16 protein-coding genes and 1 pseudogene are annotated in these 19793 nt (G+C 63.8%); all 17 read right to left on the reverse strand.

Features of this window, described 5'->3' with window-relative positions:
* Positions 1-203: aldehyde dehydrogenase family protein (locus AC1DWT_RS41590; RefSeq protein WP_477925169.1), on the reverse strand; the 203-nt coding region annotated here is incomplete at its 3' end.
* Between the two features lie 151 nt (positions 204-354).
* The gene (locus tag AC1DWT_RS41595) at positions 355-1848 is read right to left on the reverse strand and encodes an aldehyde dehydrogenase family protein (RefSeq protein ID WP_477925171.1); all 1494 of its coding nucleotides are present in this window, start codon (positions 1846-1848) and stop codon (positions 355-357) included.
* 135 nt (positions 1849-1983) lie between these two features.
* Positions 1984-3063: an LLM class flavin-dependent oxidoreductase gene (locus tag AC1DWT_RS41600; protein ID WP_206015556.1), complete on the reverse strand. Its 1080-nt coding sequence runs from the start codon at positions 3061-3063 to the stop codon at positions 1984-1986.
* A 390-nt stretch (positions 3064-3453) separates the two neighbouring features.
* Positions 3454-3849 (reverse strand): RidA family protein, encoded by a 396-nt coding sequence (locus AC1DWT_RS41605; protein WP_206015555.1) that lies wholly within the window; start codon positions 3847-3849, stop codon positions 3454-3456.
* Positions 3850-3878: 29 nt separating this feature from the next.
* On the reverse strand, positions 3879-5051 hold the full coding sequence (locus AC1DWT_RS41610) for an LLM class flavin-dependent oxidoreductase (RefSeq protein ID WP_206015554.1): 1173 nt from the start codon (positions 5049-5051) through the stop codon (positions 3879-3881).
* A 1177-nt stretch (positions 5052-6228) separates the two neighbouring features.
* Positions 6229-8586 (reverse strand): ATP-binding protein, encoded by a 2358-nt coding sequence (locus AC1DWT_RS41615; protein ID WP_206015553.1) that lies wholly within the window; start codon positions 8584-8586, stop codon positions 6229-6231.
* A gap of 414 nt (positions 8587-9000) precedes the next feature.
* Positions 9001-10266, reverse strand: coding sequence for a bifunctional 3,4-dihydroxy-2-butanone-4-phosphate synthase/GTP cyclohydrolase II (locus tag AC1DWT_RS41620; protein WP_206015552.1), 1266 nt, complete (start codon positions 10264-10266; stop codon positions 9001-9003).
* 63 nt (positions 10267-10329) lie between these two features.
* Positions 10330-11514 (reverse strand): thiolase family protein, encoded by a 1185-nt coding sequence (locus tag AC1DWT_RS41625; protein ID WP_206015551.1) that lies wholly within the window; start codon positions 11512-11514, stop codon positions 10330-10332.
* 31 nt (positions 11515-11545) lie between these two features.
* Positions 11546-13012: an aldehyde dehydrogenase family protein gene (locus AC1DWT_RS41630; protein WP_477925176.1), complete on the reverse strand. Its 1467-nt coding sequence runs from the start codon at positions 13010-13012 to the stop codon at positions 11546-11548.
* Positions 13013-13100: 88 nt separating this feature from the next.
* Positions 13101-14033 (reverse strand): annotated as a pseudogene (locus tag AC1DWT_RS41635) (LLM class flavin-dependent oxidoreductase); the annotation flags it as partial.
* A 129-nt stretch (positions 14034-14162) separates the two neighbouring features.
* Positions 14163-15683, reverse strand: a complete 1521-nt coding sequence (locus AC1DWT_RS41640) for a GMC family oxidoreductase (protein WP_206015549.1) — start codon at positions 15681-15683, stop codon at positions 14163-14165.
* A gap of 498 nt (positions 15684-16181) precedes the next feature.
* Positions 16182-16826, reverse strand: coding sequence for a TetR/AcrR family transcriptional regulator (locus AC1DWT_RS41645; RefSeq protein ID WP_241031588.1), 645 nt, complete (start codon positions 16824-16826; stop codon positions 16182-16184).
* Positions 16827-17004: 178 nt separating this feature from the next.
* Entirely contained in the window at positions 17005-17334 is a 330-nt protein-coding gene (locus AC1DWT_RS41650) for a carboxymuconolactone decarboxylase family protein (protein ID WP_206015544.1), read from the reverse strand.
* Positions 17223-17963 carry an NADPH-dependent FMN reductase gene (locus AC1DWT_RS41655; RefSeq protein WP_477925179.1) on the reverse strand — a complete coding sequence of 247 codons (741 nt, stop codon included), beginning with the start codon at positions 17961-17963 and terminating at the stop codon, positions 17223-17225. Before AC1DWT_RS41655 ends, AC1DWT_RS41650 begins: the two co-directional genes overlap by 112 nt.
* Positions 17960-18454 (reverse strand): flavin reductase family protein, encoded by a 495-nt coding sequence (locus AC1DWT_RS41660; protein WP_009475734.1) that lies wholly within the window; start codon positions 18452-18454, stop codon positions 17960-17962. The genes AC1DWT_RS41655 and AC1DWT_RS41660 overlap by 4 nt, the downstream gene beginning before the upstream one ends.
* A gap of 12 nt (positions 18455-18466) precedes the next feature.
* On the reverse strand, positions 18467-19249 hold the full coding sequence (locus AC1DWT_RS41665) for an enoyl-CoA hydratase-related protein (protein WP_206015543.1): 783 nt from the start codon (positions 19247-19249) through the stop codon (positions 18467-18469).
* A 71-nt stretch (positions 19250-19320) separates the two neighbouring features.
* Positions 19321-19716, reverse strand: coding sequence for a RidA family protein (locus AC1DWT_RS41670; protein WP_206015542.1), 396 nt, complete (start codon positions 19714-19716; stop codon positions 19321-19323).
* Between the last annotated feature and the right edge of the window lie 77 nt (positions 19717-19793).

The raw sequence follows: 19793 nt of genomic DNA on the forward strand, positions 1-19793 counted from the left end.
AACGGCCGCGAACCCCACTCGGCGAACGCGCGAGACGCAGCCACCACGGCCGCCTCCGCATCCTCGATCGTCGCCGGCACCAACTCCGTAATCACCTGCCCCGTCGCAGGATTGAACACATCGATGGCATCCGTCCCCGACCCCGGCACCCACCGACCACCAATCAAACACGCAGCCGTCAAATCCACATCGGTGATTGTCACTATTCAAACCCTCACTACTCGAAAATCGTTGGTAGGTGCCGCCGACGACCGCGACCGGTAAGACGACACCTGAAGGTCCTCGGTCAGACGTGACCGGCTACGCCCCCGCACCGGCGCCACCGACCACCATGGAGCCATATGTGCCCGTGGTCTACGACAGATCGACGACGACTGTCTTGAGCTCGAGATACTCGTCGAGACTCTCCTTGCAGGTCTCCCGACCCAACCCCGACTGCTTATGCCCACCGAAAGGCAACGCCGCATCCACCGTCTGATAGCAGTTCACCCAAACCTGACCCGCTTCGATTCCCGCGGCCACGCGGTGCGCGCGGCCGAGGTCCCGGGTCCACACCCCCGCACCGAGTCCGTAGTGCGAATCGTTCGCCAGCGMGAGCACCTCGTCCTCGGTGTCGAATGGCACAATCGTCAGAACCGGACCGAAGATTTCCTCCCGCAGGACTTTCGAGTCCGAGCCGACGTTCGCCAAGACGGTCGGCTCGACGAAATAGCCTTCGCTCCCCCACGCAGAGCCGCCGGTGACGATCTCGGCTCCTTCGCTGCGGGCGAGTTCGATGAAACCGAGCACCCGGTTCCGGTGCTCCGCCGAAATCAGCGGACCCATCTGCGACGCCGCATCCAAGCCGCGGCCCAACCGGATGCTGTCAGCCGCCTCGACCAGCCCGTTGACCACATCCTGGAACACCGAGCGGTGCGCGTACAGACGCGACCCGGCGACACAACTCTCACCCTGGCAGGCGAAGATCGCCAGCGCGGCCGATGGAATCGCCTTCCCCAGATCGGCGTCGCCGAAGATGATATTCGGTGACTTCCCGCCCAACTCGAGGGAGACGCGCTTGAGGTTTCCTGTGGCCGCCTTGATGATCGCCTTCCCCGTCGGACCCGAGCCGGTGAAACTGATCTTGTTCACGTCTGGATGCTCGACCAGGGCGGCCCCCACCGTCTCCCCGTATCCGGTGACGTAGTTGAAGACACCCTCGGGGAAACCGGCCTCCAGCACCAACTCCCCCAATAGTGCGATCGACAGCGGAGTCTGCTCGGCCGGCTTGACAACCACCGTATTTCCCGTCGCGAGCGCCGGCGCAATCTTTTTGACCGCCATCATCAAAGGGAGATTCCACGGCACGATGCACCCCACCACGCCGAGGGGCTCGCGCAGCGTGTACGCGTGATAGGGCCCGCCGAAGTTCGTCGGAAACGACACCGGGATCGTGTCCCCGGTGATCTTGGTCGGCCATCCCGCGTAATACCGCAACACATCGACCGAGAACGCCACATCGACGTATCTGGCCTCGCCGATGGTCATCCCCACATCGAGCGACTCCAACTCTGCGAACTCCGGCGCACGGTCCTCGATCAGATCCGCCAGCTTCCATAGCAGTTGGCCACGTTCCTGCGGAGTCAGCCGGCGCCAGGGGCCGCGGAATGCTGCGCACGCAGCCGAGACCGCGCGGTCGACATCCTGGGCGTTACCGGCCGGGACATGGGCAACGACCTCGCCGGTCGCGGGATCCTCCACCGCGATCGTTTCGGCAGTGGATGCGTCGACCCACTCGAAGCCGATCAGCATCCTCTCGGCCTTCTTGATGTTCGTCCTCAGTTCTTCACTGAGCAGCGTTGTGGGCATGGTTCCATCCTCATCTTCATCGCATTAATCAGGTTCTCGGCACTCTCACGAGGGAAGGTGCCGTCCTAAGCCGCCACACAGCCTGGCCAGTGCATGTGGCGGCCCGTATTTGGGAGCTCGAGGCGCGGGTAAGGCTCAGGCGTTCTGCAGCGCCTGCACCGCCGTAAAGTTCTTCATCAGCGGGAACACCTCACGACCCATCCGCTTGATGTCCTCCACGTAGTCCGGGAAGATCAGCATGTATCCAGCGACGTCGAGTTCGGCCCACTCGTCGAGCTGGCGCGCGATGCTCTCCGGGGAGCCGGTGATGAAATCTGTCGAAAACTGTACGAATCCCTTGGCGTCCACCCCGGCGAGGATCTCTGAGGTGCCGCCCTTGGCGGAATCGGTGGATGCCTGCCCGATCATGTACTCCATCACACCCCGATCCGGGCTGTCGATGTAGCTCTGCAGTTTTGCTTCCGCTTCCTCGTCGGTGTCAGCGAGGACAACACCCAATGCCACAAACGGCCGGATGGTCCGCCCCGCGTTCTCCATCTGCTCGTTGAACCTGCCCACGACCTCCTCGAGGGCGTCTACGCCTCCCCAGGCCAGGCGGAACGAGTAGTCGGCGTACTTCGTGGTGAATGCGATGGCGTCGTCCGAGGCGCCGGCGCACACGATGTTCACGTGATTGTCTGGCTTCGGGCCCATCCGCAGATCGTCATACTGGAAGTGCTTGCCCTTGAAGTTTGAGACGCCGTTCTCCCAGAGCTCGCGCACCACCTGGCAGTACTCACCCGCGTACTCCCAGCGGTAGTTGTTGTACTCATAGCCGGGCCACACTTTCATGACCTCGAGCTCGCGGGGGTGCCAGCCGCCGGGAACGATGTTGAGTGAGAAACGTCCCTCGCTGATCTGGTCGATCGTCACCGCCATCCGCGCCGCGATCGCCGGATGGATCGCCAGAATATTCACAGAGCCAATCAGCTTCATCGTCGTCGTGTCCCGGGCAAGGGCAGCCATCTGTGTCATCGACTCCAGTGCGTCGTCCCAAAACCCCGTCGTACCCCCGTGCCCGCGCAGCGCCGACAACGACAGGGCAAACGAGAACCCGTTTTCCTCACCCGCCTGGATGATCTCCCTCATGTGCGAGTACGTCGGCGAATACTGTGGAGCAGCCTCAGAAATGATGTAGCCATTCCGAGCACTGGGAATGAAAATACCGAACTCCATCGCAGGTGTTCCTCTCTTTGGCGACCCGCCTTCTCACGGATCGGTCGAATAATGCGCGGAGCCTCTGATTCGAGGGCAATCCGACTAGGACAAGACTTCGGATTCGGGCGTCCTGGGCAGGACGGTGTTAGTGGGGACGGGGAGCTGTTGTCGCCGTCATGTCGCGCCGTGGTCGTCGCAGAACCCTGCAGGAAGCATGTACAGCTTCAGCGTGCAGTTTGGGCACCGTGCTGACTTCGGCGGCGGCTCTCTTTCGGCGCGGGCTCTTCCTGTGCTTGTGCAGATTTTGTCTGTTCCGGTCGAGCGGTCTCACCGATGACTTCACGGTCGAGTCGTGCGTCGGGTCGACGACGTGTCGGTCGCACAGCCCGACATTTTCTTCGCGCGGTTCTACCGCTGGTTCCGTGAACGGATCGCGACGGCGTCGATCTCGACGCGGCAGTCGCCGGCGATACCGACGACGAGCGTCGTGCGCGCCGGGTACGGGCCTTCCCCGAAGACCTCGGTGTACGCGGTCCAGAACTCCTTGCGGTACGAATCGTCGGCCAGGTAACAGGTCGTCTTCACCACGTCCCGCAGCGTGCAGCCGCCAGTCTCGAGGATCCCCTGGATCTCTTCCAGCGCGATCTTCGTCTCGTTCGCGATGGTGTCGGCCTCCGGCTTACGGCGCAGCGTCTCCAGATCCAGTGCCATGCCGCCGCAGAACACGTAGTCCTTGGTCGCCACACCCGGATTCATTCCGAACCGAGGGTAAGAAAGGTCTCCGGGGTTGAGGTATTCCGTCATTGTTGTTCCTTCCGTGAGGGCTTCGTCGATCACTGCGCAGTCGCGAGCGTGGAGTCGAGCTTGCGCACCTCAGGCATGACGTCGGCCGCGAACAACTCTAGGGAACGATCAACCTCGTCATGTGCCACACCGGGAAAGCCCATCTGCAGCAACCAATTCTGAATTCCATGCGACCTGGTCAGCCGGGTCATCTTCTCGGTCACACTCGCCGCGGACCCGATCATCAGGTGATCGCGCTCCATCAGCAGATCGAACGGATCCATCTCTTTGAACCGCGGATCCTCCGGATCTTCGTCGGCGTCGAGCCACACCCCGATGCCACGGACCCGGCACACGAACTCGAAGAACTCCACCACACTCGCCTCGGTGACCCGGCGCGCCTGCTCATCGGTCTCGGCGACGTAGCACAGTCGCAGCACCCCGACATCCTCCCCCAGGTCCGGCGTCGTGCCCGTGACCGCCGCCTTCTCGTCCCGATAGAGGTCGAGCAGATTGCGCAGCACCTGACCGGTCGGATACCAGGTAATCGGCTTGAGACCCTTCTGCGCCGCACCACGGAACCCCTCCACCGACTCGGTCACGGCGAACAGCGGCGGCATCGGCTGTTGGAACGGCTGCGGCGTCATCCCGAACGCCTTCAGGTAGCCCTGCTCGTCGACCCAGCCCTCCGGCATCGGCGCCCCTGGCGAGTGAATGAACTTCGTCCGCGGCTCCGGGAACGTGTACCGCTCTCCCGACCAACTGAACAGATCCTCCGTCCAGATCCTGCGGACGATCTCCAGGTTCTCCTCGAAGATCGCCCGGCTGTTGTCCGAACCATTCCACCGACTCGCCGCAGGATTGAGGTTCATCACCTCGATCGGCAGAATTCCCCGACCGAACGCCACATCCAACCGGCCCTCGCTGAAGTGATCGAGCAGCGCAAGATCCTCCGCCACCCTCAGCGGATGCCACAACGTCAGCGACACCGCAGCCATCCCGAACCGGATCCGGTTCGTCCGAGCGGCCAGATCAGTCGCCAGCATGATCGGATTCGGGCTCGCATCCGTTCCATCGGTGTCGAAATGATGCTCGCCCAACCAAATCCGGTCGAACCCCAACTCGTCCGCCATCACGGCATGACGCCGCGTCGCCTCCAGCACCTCATGCCAGGACAACTCGCCCGAACGGTTTGTCAACGCATACAGCAGATCGATTTTCATTTCACTCCAAGTTCATTGGCTCTCGCCGATATTTCAGGCAAGGACCGTGTTGCATTTCCAAGCCCGTACCCGAAGGCTGACCTCGGGGCCCAACCATTCAGGTGATGCCCATCACATGAGAATCGCTGCAGCCACGCCTTGGTGCCAGCGGGAAATTACCTATCCGCTACCTATTGGCCGTACCCACGTACTACGTAGGTGGAGATGGTGAGGGTGGGTGCCCTGGTATGCCCAGGTCGCCGGCTGGTCGGCAGCGGCCACCCGCCCATGTCAGTTCTATGGTCCCCTTCCTGGGACGCGGGCGCATGCGGGAAGATCGGGTGCGGTCTCTCACCGAGGTCGATCATTCTTGGCGCCGGTGAGCCCGAATATCGGTTTGATCCGGGGAGCCGATGGTGGGGCCGCGTTGTTGCCATGACCACGAGGGTCCACCTATTGTCTGTACCTGTTCGGTTCCTGCGGGCGGCCGCGTTCATGCAATCGGTTTTGTGGGAACGATTTTCGTCATCGATGGGTCGCCGATGTCGAACTGTTCGTGGAACGGGTCGCGGCGCTGGATCTCGGCAAGGCCGTTCTCGAGGCGTGTGTGCGGGTGCCGCACCCACAAGCGGCCCGGTAGGCGAATGCCGGAGCTGCGCGGTTACCGCACGGCCACCGCACGTTGTTGGTGATGGTGGCCTGGTTGCGGCACTGGCACGTGCGGCGGGTGGTGATGGAATCCACCTGCACCTACTGGAAGGGCGTGTACTAACTTGCCGAAGCCGAGTGCTTTGACTGCTGGCTGGTCAACGACAGTCGACGGCAAGCCCGGACGGACCCTCGGGGCGACTCTCACGTCCTGCGCGGCCGGCTGGCACCCCGCACACCGGCACTTCGGACCAGCCACTTCCCTCGGACCAGCCACGGGCCACTTTGCCGCCGGACATGCGCCCTCACTTGACCAGAGAGACGCCGTCTAGATCGCGGGCCTCTGGATCTGGACAGCCATTCGAGTAGGTGCACGAAAGCCGGCGACCGGCACGCGGACAGTTTCCTATGTCCACGAGTGACCTCTGTGGTCGCACAGGGTGCGGACATGGTGCCGCTGTCAGCGCGTCAATTGGGATCACCAAAGACGCGCACTCGCCGTGCGGACGGTCCGTTCTCGGATCAGCCCCAGCTCGGACGAGAACGTGGCTCAGCGGCCGGGTTTCTGTTCGTGGACCCACGCGGCAAGTTGCGTACGCGAGGTGAAGCCGAGTTTGACGAGAGAGTGCTCGACGTGACCTTCGACGGTGCGTTGGGAAATTACAAGCCGGTCGGCAATTGCCCTGTTACTCAGTCCTTCGGCGACCAGCTCAGCCACTTGTTGCTCGCGTCGGGTGAGGCTGAGGGCCTCGCCACTCGTCGCGGGCACCTCGGTCCGCGTTTCTTCACCCAAGGCGTAGGCAACCGCCGCGTCCGCGCTCAGCGCTGCGCCTCGCTTCATTGCGGCCTCAAATGCTCTTTCACCGAGAGAGGTTCGAGCGTGCTGCCGAGACTTCTCGTGCAAAGTGGCAGTGTTTGTCAGAGCGGGTGCGCGACCACCGGTAGCGCTGAACAGCACGTCCGCAGCGCCCAGCAGCACCGTGGACCGTTCCGGCCTCTGTTCGACGTCGGTCCACGCAAATTGCTCGAGCGCCCAGGCGTAGCTCAGCTGACTTCCCACCATCCGGGACAGCCGCAGACCGTCCTCGAGGAGCGCGGTTCCACGCTCACGTTCTCCGTGCTGCCACATCGCGAAACCATAGTCACACAGCGCCATTGCTCGCCATATTCTTTCTTCCCGCGACTCGGTGAGCGCGATGAGCTCCTCGTAGCTCTCTGTAGCTCGCTGGATGTCGCCGGTCATCTCGAAGGCGAGCGCCAGCCAGACCAGTGCCGGCACCAGCTGGTTGAGATCGTCTTCGGGACGGAAGACGTTGATCGCGTTCTCGAGGCTGGCGATACCTGTCCGAAGCTCTCCGTTGGAGACGGCGAGGCACCCCTCCGCGAAGGCGACCAACGCATCGAGGTCGGCATCCCCGACCCGGGCAGCCAGCAGTCGTGCCTGGTCCGTCGATACGGTGCCGGCGGCAACGTCGCCCTGCAACGCGGCCAGCATGCTGCTGGTGCACAAAGCCTCGATCCGGTCGAAGGGTTGCTGATCTTCCTGACTCGTGAGTGCACGATCGAGCCAGTGACGGCCTTCGCTGAACAACCCTCGCACGAACCAGAATTGATACATCGCGGTGACGATGCGCATGCCCGCTTCTGCCTCGCCGTCCTCGCTGAGGCAGAACTCTATCGCGTCGCGCAGATTCGGCTGCTCACGCTCCAGTCTGGCGATCCACTCCACCTGCAGTGGACCGATCCATTCGGTCTTCGCGCGGAGCACGAGTTGCTCGTACCAATCTCTATGCCTTTTTCGAAGCTCCCAGTATCCGCCGGCTTCGTGTAGTTTCTCTCGTCCGTATTCACGAATCGTGTCCAGCAGTCGATACCGCACCACCGAGCCGACCTCGTCGCGGATCAAGACCGACTTATCGATCAGAGACGTGAGCAGATCGAGTAACTCTCCGTCAGGCGGGTCCGCGGCGAGGACCCCCTCGGCAGCGTCGAGCTCAAAACCACCGGCGAACACCGCCAGCCGAGCCCATAACCACTGTTCCTGCGACGAGCACAGGTCATAGCTCCAGTCGATGCACAACCTCAAGGTCTGCTGCCTCGTCGGTGTTCCTCTGCCGCCTAGAGTGAGAAGTCGGAGTCTGTCGCCGAGGCGCTCCCTTATCTGCTCGACCGACATCGCCCGCAATCGTGCCGCCGCCAGTTCGATCGGCAAGGGCAGGCCTTCCAGACGCCGGCAGATTTCAGCCACCGTGCCCATGTTGTCCTCGGTGAGCCTGAAACCCGGCACTGCGGCACCCGCACGCTGCTCGAACAGGGTCACCGCGTCATATCGGGAAATCTCGCGTAGCGTCGCCGTCGATCGCGTCAGCTCCGGCAGCGACAGCGGGGGTACTCGAACCACCACTTCCCCACGAATGTCGAGAGACGCACGGCTCGTGGCGAGGATTTGGACACCCGGGCACGTCCGCAGTACGACCTGTGCAACACCTGCAACTGCCTCGACTAGATGCTCGCAATTGTCCAGGACTAACAGGATCCTTTTTTCCGCCAGCTGTTCGGTGAGCACAGTCATGGGCGGCCGGACGGAGTGATCCTGTAAACCCAGCGCACCCGACACAGCCTGTCCGAGCAGGTCCCCGTCGTGTAGTTCACCCAGTTCGACGAACCAGACACCGTCGTCGTATGTCCTGCGCGAGACGTCGCCGATCCGCAGGGCGAGCCGGGTCTTGCCCACGCCGCCGGCGCCGATGAGAGTTACCAGCCGCGATCCGGACAGCAGTTGGCGGGTGTCTGCCAGCTCATGCCGACGGCCGACGAAGCTGGTCAGGTCCAGTGGAAGATTTCCGGATTTGCCTCGCCTCGACTTGGCATGCACTCCGATGTGCGCGGGGGGCTCATTTTCGGGCATGGCCGCATCCATTATCGAACCGGCACATTACGGAGGAGGCTGAATTGACGGGCGCGTCCGATGCGCCGAGCCGATCAGCCAATCCGAAAGAAGTCGGCCGTACAGTCATGCGCCACCTCTTGACAAATCGTGCCCGCTATACGATGTACGTTCTACAGCCTGGTGACGGCGAGTTCAACTCCACTGGCCCGCTCGACTGCGGGCGTCACCGCGGTGATGGCCAGTCCCGCGAGATTCACGCGTCGCCCCGGTCGTCGGATGCAGCGAGGGAGTTCCCTCGTGAACGGACTATCCGTTCCGATTCCAACGGTCGGCTAGCAGTCCGATTTCACGGCGGGCGTTCCGACCCGATCGAGCAAGCACGCAGCGCACCCGGCCGACGTTTTCCTTTGCTGTGACGAGCCGGGCTATTGCTCAGCCGAAGGCGGTGATGCTGTGCTCCCACGCAGGTGTCGCCGGCGGGCACAGGTCGGGGAGGTCGTGCCCCATCCGGTCCCGTTTGGTCTGCAGGTAGCCCAGATTGTGGCCGTTCGGCCGCGGCATCAGCGGTACACGTGCGACCACCTCGATGCCCGCATCCTGCAGACACGTCACCTTCTGCGGATTGTTCGTCAGCAATCGCACAGACCCGATACCCAGGTCCCGCACGATCTGCGCAGCCGTACCGTAGTGCCGGGCGTCGACGGGCAGACCGAGATCCAGATTTGCATCGACGGTGTCCCGGCCGAAGTCCTGCAGACTGTAGGCCTGCAGCTTCGCCGCCAACCCGATGCCGCGCCCCTCGTGCCCGCGCAGATAGATCACCACACCGCGGCCCTCGCACCGGATCCGCTCCATCGCCTCGGTCAGTTGCGGCCCACAATCGCAGCGACACGATCCGAAGACGTCACCGGTCAGGCACTCCGAATGCACTCTTGTCAGCACCGGGCCGGCATCGGAGATGTCGCCGTGCACCAGCGCGATGTGCTCGGTGCCGTCGGTTTCCACGCGATATCCGAAGGCAGTGAAGTCGCCGTGCCGTGTCGGCAGCCGGGTCGCGGCGACTCTCTCCACGAGTAACTCGTGCCGGCGCCGGTATCCCACCAGGCTGTCGATGGAGATCATCGCCAGACCGTGGGTGTCGGCGAAGTCCCGTAGGTCAGGAGCCCGTTTCATGGTGCCGTCGTCGTTGACGACTTCCACCAGCACACCGGCCGGGGCCAACCCCGCCATCGTGGCCAGATCCACTGCGGCCTCGGTATGGCCGCGCCGCACCAACACCCCGCCCTCGCGGTAGCGGAGCGGGAATACGTGACCGGGCCGCGTCAGGTCCGAGGGCACCGAGCCCGCATCGGAAAGGACCCGAGCCGTCCGTGCCCGATCGGCCGCAGAGATCCCCGTGCTCACACCGTCGGCCGCGTCCACTGACACCGTGTACGCCGTGCGCATTCGGTCCTGGTTGTGCGGTGTCATCAACGGAATGTCCAGCCGGTCGAGCATCTGAGGCGCCATCGGCACACAGATCACCCCACTGGAATACCGAATGGTGAACGCCATCAGCTCCGGTGTGGCCTTCTCCGCGGCGAAGATGATGTCACCCTCGTTCTCCCGGTCCTCGTCGTCGACGACCACGACCGCCTTACCGGCCGCGATGTCGGCGATCGCCCGCTCCACACTGTCCAGACGGACTCTGTCGCTCATGGGAGTGCTCCTGCCTTCTCAATGGGAGGGGCGGGACGCTCTAAGAAGGGCGTCCCGCACCCGTCAATCTCTTTCCAGAATGAGTGCGTTTGCCATGCCGCCCGCCTCGCATACCGTCTGCAACCCGCGTCGCTGGTCGGCGTCCTCCATCGCGTGCAACATCGTTGTCAGCAACCGGCAACCAGTCGCTCCGAGCGGATGACCGAGCGCGATCGCTCCCCCTCGCGGATTCAGGCGGTCGATGTCGACCTCGAGATCCGACTGCCACGCCAGCGGCACCGAGGCGAAGGCCTCGTTGACCTCGAAGTGATCGATCTGATCGATGCCCAGACCGGTCCGGGCCAGAATCTCCCGTGTCGCCGCGATCGGCGCCGTCAGCATCATCAACGGATCGTCACCGCAGGCGTAGAAGGACCGGAGTCGGGCTCGGGGATGCCAGCCCATTCGTCTGGCTGCCCGTTCGCTGGCGATCAGCACCGCGCTGGCACCGTCGGTCAATTGGGACGAGTTCGCCGGTGTGACGTGCCATCGCAATTCCGGGAACCGGTCGGCGTGCGCCTCGGTGCGGAAGGATGGTGTCAGCGCCCCGATCGAGTCGAGGGTGGTACCGGGACGAATGGTCTCGTCCCGGTTCACCGTCTCATCCGTGGCCGGCACGCGAATGGGCACGATCTCGCGCACGAAAGCACCTGAGGAGTCCGCCCGTGTTGCGAGTTGATGTGAACGCGCGGCGAACTCGTCGAGTTGTTTCCGGTCGAGATTCCACCGGTGCGCGATGAGTTCGGCTGCGACACCCTGGGGTAGCAGTCCCGGAGCGTACCGCTCGTTCACCGAGGGACCGTAGATGTCAGCACCCTGACGATTCGATCCCATCGGCACACGGCTCATCGACTCGACGCCGGCCGCGATCACGATGTCGTAGGACCCCGCCATCACGCCTTGCGCCGCGAACTGCAACGCCTGCTGACCGGAGCCGCACTTGCGCTCGATGGTCACGGACGGCACCTGTTCCGGCAGCCCCGCCGCCAGCCACGCCATCCGCCCGATGTTGCCGGACTGCTCGGACGACTGCGTGACACACCCGACCAGAAGATCGTCGACCTCGCCGGGATCCACCGCCGTTCGCTCCACCAGCGCGGAAACCACCTGCGCCAGCAACTCGACCGGATGAACACCGGCCAGTGCGCCAGCCGGGCGGGCTCGGCCCATCGGCGACCGGACCGCGTCGATGACGACCGCGGAGTTCATGTCGCGCTCCCACCGGTGCGCCGCATGGTGCTCACCATCGGGTAACGACCAACTTCTGATCGGTGAAGAAATCCAACGGCGCCGCACCACACACATGCAGGTCACCGTAGAACGAGGCACCGTACCCTCCCATCGTCACATTCGCCGGCGGCGCCGGAAACGCATTGATCCCGACATTGCCGGCCCGGACACCACGCTCGAACTCCGCCGCCACCGCACCMGASCKGGTGAACACCGCTGCAGCGTTACCGAACTCGGTGTCATTCGACAACGCGATCGCCTCCGCGAGCGTGTCCACCCGATGCACATTGATCACCGGACCGAACAACTCCCGACCCTCCACCCCGTGCCGCGGATCCAAATCGGCAACGATGGTCGGCCCGATGAAATAGCCGTTCTCCGACCCCGCCCCACCCACCGGCTTCACGTTCCGACCATCGAGAACGAACGTCGCACCCAGATCCTGCGCCTCCCCCAACGCCGCCAGAATCCGCTCCTTGCTCTCGGCGCTGACGACCGGGCCCATCGTCACACCCTCGTCCATACCGTCGCCGACCACCAACTGATCGGCCAACGCCACCACACGGTCCATCAGATCGCCGTAGACGTCACCGACCACCACCACCCGACTCCCCGCCAGGCAACGCTGACCCGCCATCCCATAGGACGAGGACACGATCCCGGCCGCCGCCTTGTCGAGATCCGCATCCGGGGCCACCACGATCGGATTCTTCGCACCACCGTTGGCCTGCACCCGCTTCCCGGCCGCTGCCGCCGCCCCGTAGATCGCCCGCGCCGTCGGCGATGACGTGATGCACGACACCGCCGCCACCGACGGGTGGGCGATCAGGTGCTTGACCACATCCGCCCGGCCGTGCACCAAGTTCAGCACCCCATCCGGCAGACCCGCCTGCTGCAGCAACCGAATCGCCGCGGTGGACGCGAGCGGATCCTGCTCGGACGCCTTGATGATCAACGCATTACCGGTGACCAGAGCCCACGCCGAGAACTGCACCGTGTTCATCACCGGGAAGTTCGACGGCGTCACCGCCACACACACCCCCAACGGCTCCCGCACCCGCCGCGCATCCACACCAGTGGTGACGTTCACCGCGTCGCTGTGATACAGCATCGGAGCGGCAATCGCCGTCTCCAAGAAATCAACAGCCCGCCCCACCTCACCGCGCGCCTCATCCAACGTCTTACCCTGATCGATCGTGATCGTGCGCGCCAACGACTCGACATTGTCCTCGAGGATCACCTTCATCCGATACAAGAACCGCACCCGCTCCGACAACGGCCGCGAACCCCACTCGGCGAACGCGCGAGACGCAGCCACCACGGCCGCCTCCGCATCCTCGATCGTCGCCGGCACCAACTCCGTAATCACCTGCCCCGTCGCAGGATTGAACACATCGATGGCATCCGTCCCCGACCCCGGCACCCACCGACCACCAATCAAACACGCAGCCGTCAAATCCACATCGGTGATTGTCACTATTCAAACCCTCACTACTCGAAAATCGTTGGTAGGTGCCGCCGACCGGTGCGATCAGGACCCCGCCCGCGTCCAGTCGATCGACATACTCGAGAATCCGGTCGACGACCTGATCCGGCGTTCCCCACACCTGGAGATCGGCGAGGAAGTCACAGAAGCCGTCGACTCCGTGCTTCTCGATGTTGCGGCTCAGCCCGGCGTAGTACTCGTAACCCTCAATTTTCGCGAAGCCGACGTTGTCGAATTCGTAGTGCTCGACGGTCGACTCGGCGTATCGCCGGAGGTAGACATCTCGCATCTGCCGGGCCTCGGCTTCTGTCTCTCCTACTCCGACGAAGACGCAGATAATCGGCTTGGCCGGCTCCTCGCCGTTGATCTCGAGGTAGCGGGCGCGGTAGTCGCGCATCTCGGCTTCGGCTTTGTGCCAGGGCTTCTGTGCGATGACCATGAGTCCGACCTGCAGACTTGCCATGAGGTCGATTGATTGCGGAGACACCGCCGATGCGAAGGTGCGACCGCGGAACGACGCGTACGGCGCGGGGCGCAGGTCCATGGCCGGCTGTTTGTACAGTTCGCCGTCGGCCTCGATGACTCCGGACTCGAGACCGTTCAGGATCGCTTCGGCATACTCCGCGAAGAGCCTGCGAGACTTGCCCATCTCCACCCGGAAGCCGTCGAACTCCACCCGGCCGAGACCTCGGCCTATGCCGAGCATCGAGCGGCCGCCCGAGAGATGGTCGAGCAGGATGAAGTTCTCAGCGGTTCGAACCGGGTCTTGCCAGGGAAGAACGGACACCATCGTCCCCAGCTTGACCGTCGACGTCTTGGCCGCGAGCCACGAGAGGAACTGCGGGACATCGGGCGTCATGCCGTAAGCAGTGAAGTGATGTTCCGGCGTCCATACCGAATCGAATCCGGCGGACTCTGCCCGCACCGCGAGATCCAGCTCGTTGCGGTAGGTCTCCGCGTCCGAGACGTTTCCGTCGATGTTCTGAAATACGAGAGTGATGCCGGTGTGCATCTCTCCTCCTTCGTCGAGTAGTGCGATCGGTCCTACCGACCGGTTGGTACGTAGTGTAGCGACCGAAACCTCGGGGCGCCAGAGGCAAATCACCGTCGAATCAGCTGATTCGTGGGACCGCGCCCGGAATCACCCCGCGGGTCTGCCGCACAGCAGATCGGCGGCCTTCTCACCGATCATCACGGTCGCAGCATTCGTGTTGCACGAGACGATGCTCGGCATGACCGACGCATCTGCGACGCGCAACCCGTCGACGCCGCGCACCCGAAGGTGCGGATCGACCACCGCCGTCGCGTCAGTGCCCATGCGACAGGTTCCCGAAAGGTGAAAGAAGCTGCTGATACTGTCGTGTATCGCCTTCTCCAACTCCGGGCGGTCGAGGCGAAGTAGTGCGGGGGCGTCGGAAGTGCCACCCCATTCGTCGAATGCGCTCGTCTCGGCGAGTGTGTTCACCACCTCGATTCCGGCGATGAGCTGTTCGATGTCGTACGGGTCGCTGAGGTATTTCGGATCGATCAGCAGCGGCGCCTCCGGGTCGGACGACGCCAGGCGAATGCTTCCGCGGCTTCGCGGGCGCATGTGCCCGATCCCGAAGGTGAAACTGTTCGCGGCTGGCCGTTGCCACGGCGTGTGGTAATCGACCTGGATCTGCACGATTTGCAGCTCCGGCCGGGTCTGAGACGGGTTCGTCTTCGCGAACAGCGTCGACTCGGCGTAGTTGCCACTCGGTGGGGGCAGCTGTCGATCCGCGCGCATCCGGACTCCCGCCAGCAGGATGTGGTCCTGCAGGTTCAGGCCGACCTCCGGCGAATCGATCACCGGTTGCACGCCGACCGACTCGAGGTCTCGGACCGGTCCGACGCCCGAATGCAGCAGCAGCCGCACGGAATCGACTGCACCGGCGCACAAGACAACCTCGCCCGCCGCCGCGGGCCGGATCGAGTGACCGTCCCAGGCGTACTCCACCCCGCGACAGCGATCGCCCACGATGACGAGGCGTCGACAGATCGCCCCAGTGCGAACTGTCAGATTTGTCCGGCCGAGCGCCGGCCTGAGGTAGGCGCTCGCGGTGCTCTGTCGCCGGTTCCCACTGATCAGCAGCTCATGGCACGCTGCCCCGAGTAACTCGCCACTGTTGAGGTCTGCTGCGACGGCGTGCTGCGCCTGCCGCGCGGCCTCGACGTGGGCGAGTGACAACGGGTGGGGCGAGTCGATCGGCCGCGGCGCCAGTGGTCCGCCCCGACCCCGGAATCGGGGGTCGCCATCGGGGACGTCCTCGGAGCGCATGAAGTAGGGCAACACCGAGTCGTAGTCCCAACCCTCAGCGCCCTCCGCAGCCCACGAGTCGTAGTCGACTCGGTGTCCCCGCAGGTGCGCCATGACGTTGATCGAGCCCGAGCCGCCCAGGACCTTGCCGCGGGTCGCGGGGACCGTCCGCCCGAGAGCCTTCTGCGGAACCGTCGCGTAGTTCCAATCCAGCTCGCTGCCAGCCAAACTCGGCCAGGCACCTGGGTTCTCGATGTCTGGTCGTCGCTCGGAGCCGCCGGCCTCCAGGAGCAGGACCCGGACCTCGGGATCCTCGGTGAGTCGCGCAGCAATGATGCACCCGGCGGTTCCGCCGCCGACGACGATGTAGTCGTAGGTGTCCATGATGCTCTACCGCCCGACCCCGACCGGCTGCACCGCGCCCGCCATCACGGTATTCGCGTTCGGAACTTCACCGAGTAGTGTTGCTGGCATGATCCAATCCTCAATGTCGTACGGATAGAAAGGTTCTCATCGTTCTCAAGAACGGAGCACCGATCTCGGATATCTCGCGGAACGACCGCCTGAAGTCACTGATTCAGGCTGGAGCGCGTCCGGTGCGTGAGGCTTCTCGACAACAGTGGAACGCCTTCCAGCCAGGAAGCGTGCCGCCGGCTCAACAGATAAACGAAGTTCATCTGCGCTTACATACTAACCGGGCGGTACGTAACGTTGTGAGATGACGTTACCGCACTACGCGTCAGGGGGTCAAGAGATCGTGACCGTATTACTGGGACCGCGGTTCACCCGGATACCGCGAACCCGCCGCATCACGGTAGGCGCTAACGAGTACGGCCTCCACGAAGGGACAATCGTGGAGGCCGGGTGGTCGAAGAGTGCAGCTCAGGCGTCCGCTGGTCGCTCGATCAGTCCGTCGATGAGGATGTCGGCGTAGATGGTGCCGATTTCGCGGGGGGTTACCGAGCCCTTCAGGTCCAGCCAGACGTGTGTCCACGCCCCCATGCCGATGATCCCGAATGCCACCAGTCGTGCCGGGCCCTTTTTTCGGAACACACCCTCCTGCATCCCGCGCTCGATCACGTCGACGAAGAAGCGCTCGAACTCGTCACGCTTCTGCTGGATCTCGGCGAAGACGTCAGTGGGCAGGAACTTCCGTTCCTGCATGAACACCGTGATCTCCGCCTTGTAGATCGACATCGGTTCGAGTAACGCCTCGGTGATCAGTCGTCGCAGGATCTGATCCGGACTCTGTTCCTTGTCCGCCATGACACTGCGCGCACGCCCGAGCTGATAATTGATGAACTCGTCGTGCACCCGGTATAGCAGGTCTTCTTTGCTCTCGAAATGGTGATAGAAGGCGCCCTTGGTCAGCTCCGCTGCATCGACGATGCTCTGGACAGACGTTGCCGCGTATCCGTTCCGCTCGAAAAGTTCGACCGCGTTCTCGAGCAGGGCACGCCGAGCTCCCTCGGGGTCGCGGACCCTACGGCCGCTCGTCTTGCCACTCGAAACCTTCGGCCTCGCCATGAAACTTCCTCCCTGGCTGTTCAGCCCGCCGTCCATCGCCGAGTGCGCCTTCCATCTCGAACACTCTGCGCGGAGCGGGTAGGCGCGATGCTACGGCACGTCCAGTACACCCACGGCTTGTCGGCGTACCGATCAATTATACATTCGTACCAGTCGGCATACTATGCGCCCGGCCGACCTATCGAGAGGCTTCGGGGCCGGGGAGGTCCCGAAGGATCTGGACTGCCGTCATCGCGGTGGGCCAGCCGGAGTAGAACGCGAGGTGAGTGGCGACTTCCACGAGTTCGTCGACGGTGAGGCCGTTGTCCAGTGCCGTCCGCAGATGGAAGGGCAGCTGCTCGGAGCGGTAGAGAGCAACCAAGGCAGCGACGGTGATGAGGCTTCGGTCTCGAGGTGTCAGTTCACGACGTTTCCAGATGTCGCCGAACAAGGTGTCGTCGGTGAGTTCGGCCAGCTTCGGAGCGAACGAACCGAGTGCCCGTCGGGCGGGGCCGGGCATATCGGGCATGATTGTTCCTTCGAGGTACTTGGGGCCGCGGCGTCGCCGGGTGTCCCGCGTTCATTTACGCCGGCGCAGTGCGCAGTGCGCGGTGCGTTCGTCAGCGAGGCACCTTCCCTGGACAGCCAGGTGCTGACCGTGTCCGTGAGGTGGTCGAGTTCGGAGTCCACGACGTAGAGACTCCGAGTGGGCACGACGGCACCCAGTTCGACCAGCAGCGGACGGAGGTGGACCTCGCCGGCCATGGCATGGTGTGGGGCACCGCCCACCATCACAGGCACCGCTACGACGCCGTCGAGTGAGACGGAGCCGAAACGGTCGAAGAAGGATTTGAGCAGGCCCGTGTAGGTCGCCTTGTAGGTCGGCGACGCGACGACGAGAGTGTCGACTCCGCTGACGAGCTCCATGTCCCGTTGCACCGTCGCGGAGTCGGGGTCCAGAACGTCCCCGCCGTGCATCGCCAGATCGACGACAGGGCCGACCCTGCCTCCGACCGCATCGGCAACTTGACGGCCCACCTCCAGTGCGACGGTTGCCGTCCGCGATGCCGGCCGCGGGTTTCCGACCAGAACGCCGACTGTGATGTCGCTGTGCGACATGGACTCTCCTCGATTGATCGTCAACGAGTATCGGTTCATACCTGCGATCCGACGGCCGTGAAGAATTCCCGGCGCGCATAGGCCAAGGCATGGCAATCCTCGCGCACTCCCCCGTCGACCACGGCACCGACCACGATCGTGTGATCGCCGGCCTCGACCATCTGCTCGACCCGGCACACTGCGAACGCCGCGGTGTTCTCCGCGAGCACCGGCCCGCCCAGTCCTCCGTCCGGGGCCGACCATGCATGTCCGTCGAACTTCGAGTCCGACTTGACCGCGAAGGCCAGCGCGACGCTCTCGTGGCCGTCGGCGATGTAGTTGACGGTGAAGGATCCCGACGAACGCACCGCCTGCAGGGTGTTCGACCCGTGGTCGAGGCATGCGAGGACGAGCGGGGGATCCAGCGAGACGGAGCACACCGCGGACATCGTCAGACCCTGGTGCCTGCCGTCGTCACCGGTGGCAGTGACGACTGTGGCGGGGCCTGGTGCATACGCCATGATGTCTTTGAACTTGCCCAGGTCGATCATTGTTCGTTTCTCCTAGCTGGATCGGGATGACGTGGTGCGGCCCGCGGCGCGAATCGCGTCCTGGACACCGGGGTTGTACGCACTGGCTGCCTGAGCCCAGGACTCGAATCCCAGCGTCACGTCGAAGGAATTCTCGGCGGCGAGATTCACGGCTTGTTTCATGTCGCGAGCGAGCGACGGCTGCAGATCCGCGACCGAATGTGCGAGAGTCAACGCTTCTCCGAGCGGGTCCTCGGCGTAGACGTCTGCGAGTCCCTCGTCATGGGCTTGCACGCCGTCGAGTGTGCGGCCGAGGAGAACCGTGCGCAGTGCACGTCCCCGCCCCAGCTTCTGCGTCAGGAAATAGGTGCATCCGCCTCCCTGATGCAAGCCCAATTTAGCAAAGGTGGCGCCGAATCTGGCGTTCGGCCCCGCGATGGTGATGTCGCAGGCCAACGCGAGATTCAACCCGGCACCGATCGCATGACCGTTGACGGCGGAAACCGTGGGGTATGGAAGCTCCCGCAGCCACAGGAAGCTCTTGTAGTACGACAGTTGACGGGCCCGCATGCTCGACGGGGTCGCGCCGTTCACGCCGAAGATCGCCATGAGATCCGCCCCGGCACAGAAGGAGGTCCCGGATCCGGTCACCACCAGGCACCGCGTTTCAGTGTCGGTCGACAGCTGGTCCGCTGCGTCGAGTAGCTCGAGGCGCATGGCGGGGCCGATGGCGTTCCGCTTCTCCGGGTCGTCGAGTACGAGAACCCGGACGCCGTCGTCGTGGCGCTCGATGCGAATTTTATCGAATTCTGTCATTTCTCAGTCCTTCTGCGAGGTTCCGGTCGACACCGATGAACGTGGTCCGACCGTCGGCGTTCGTTACCGACTCAGCCTGCGTCGGGACGTACCGCGACGGCCTCGATCTGAACACGCAGGTTCGAGGCGATACCGAGGACGAACGTCGACCGTGCCGGGTACGGTCCCTCACCGAAAGCGCCCTTGTATGCATCGAGGAACTCGAAGCGATATGCCTCGTCCTGCAGGTAGCAGGTGGTCTTGACGACGTCTCGCAGTGTGAGGCCTGCGTCCGCCAAGATCCTGGAGACGTTCTCGAGGCAGATCCGGGTCTCGTCGGCGATCGATTCCGCCTCCTTACGCCTCGCCATCGTCTCGGGGTCGATCGCCAGACCCGCGGCATAGACGAACACGTCGGTCGCGGTACCGGACGACAGGCCCTGCGGGCTGAAATCTCCCAGGTCGGCTGGATTCAAGTAGTCGATCATTTCGACCTCGTCTTTCGTTTGTACGATCTGGTTGGGATCTGTCTTTCTCGGGTTCAGCCCTGTCTTTGGCCGTCCCA

This window comes from Rhodococcus sp. P4_B6 (genome assembly GCF_056402215.1).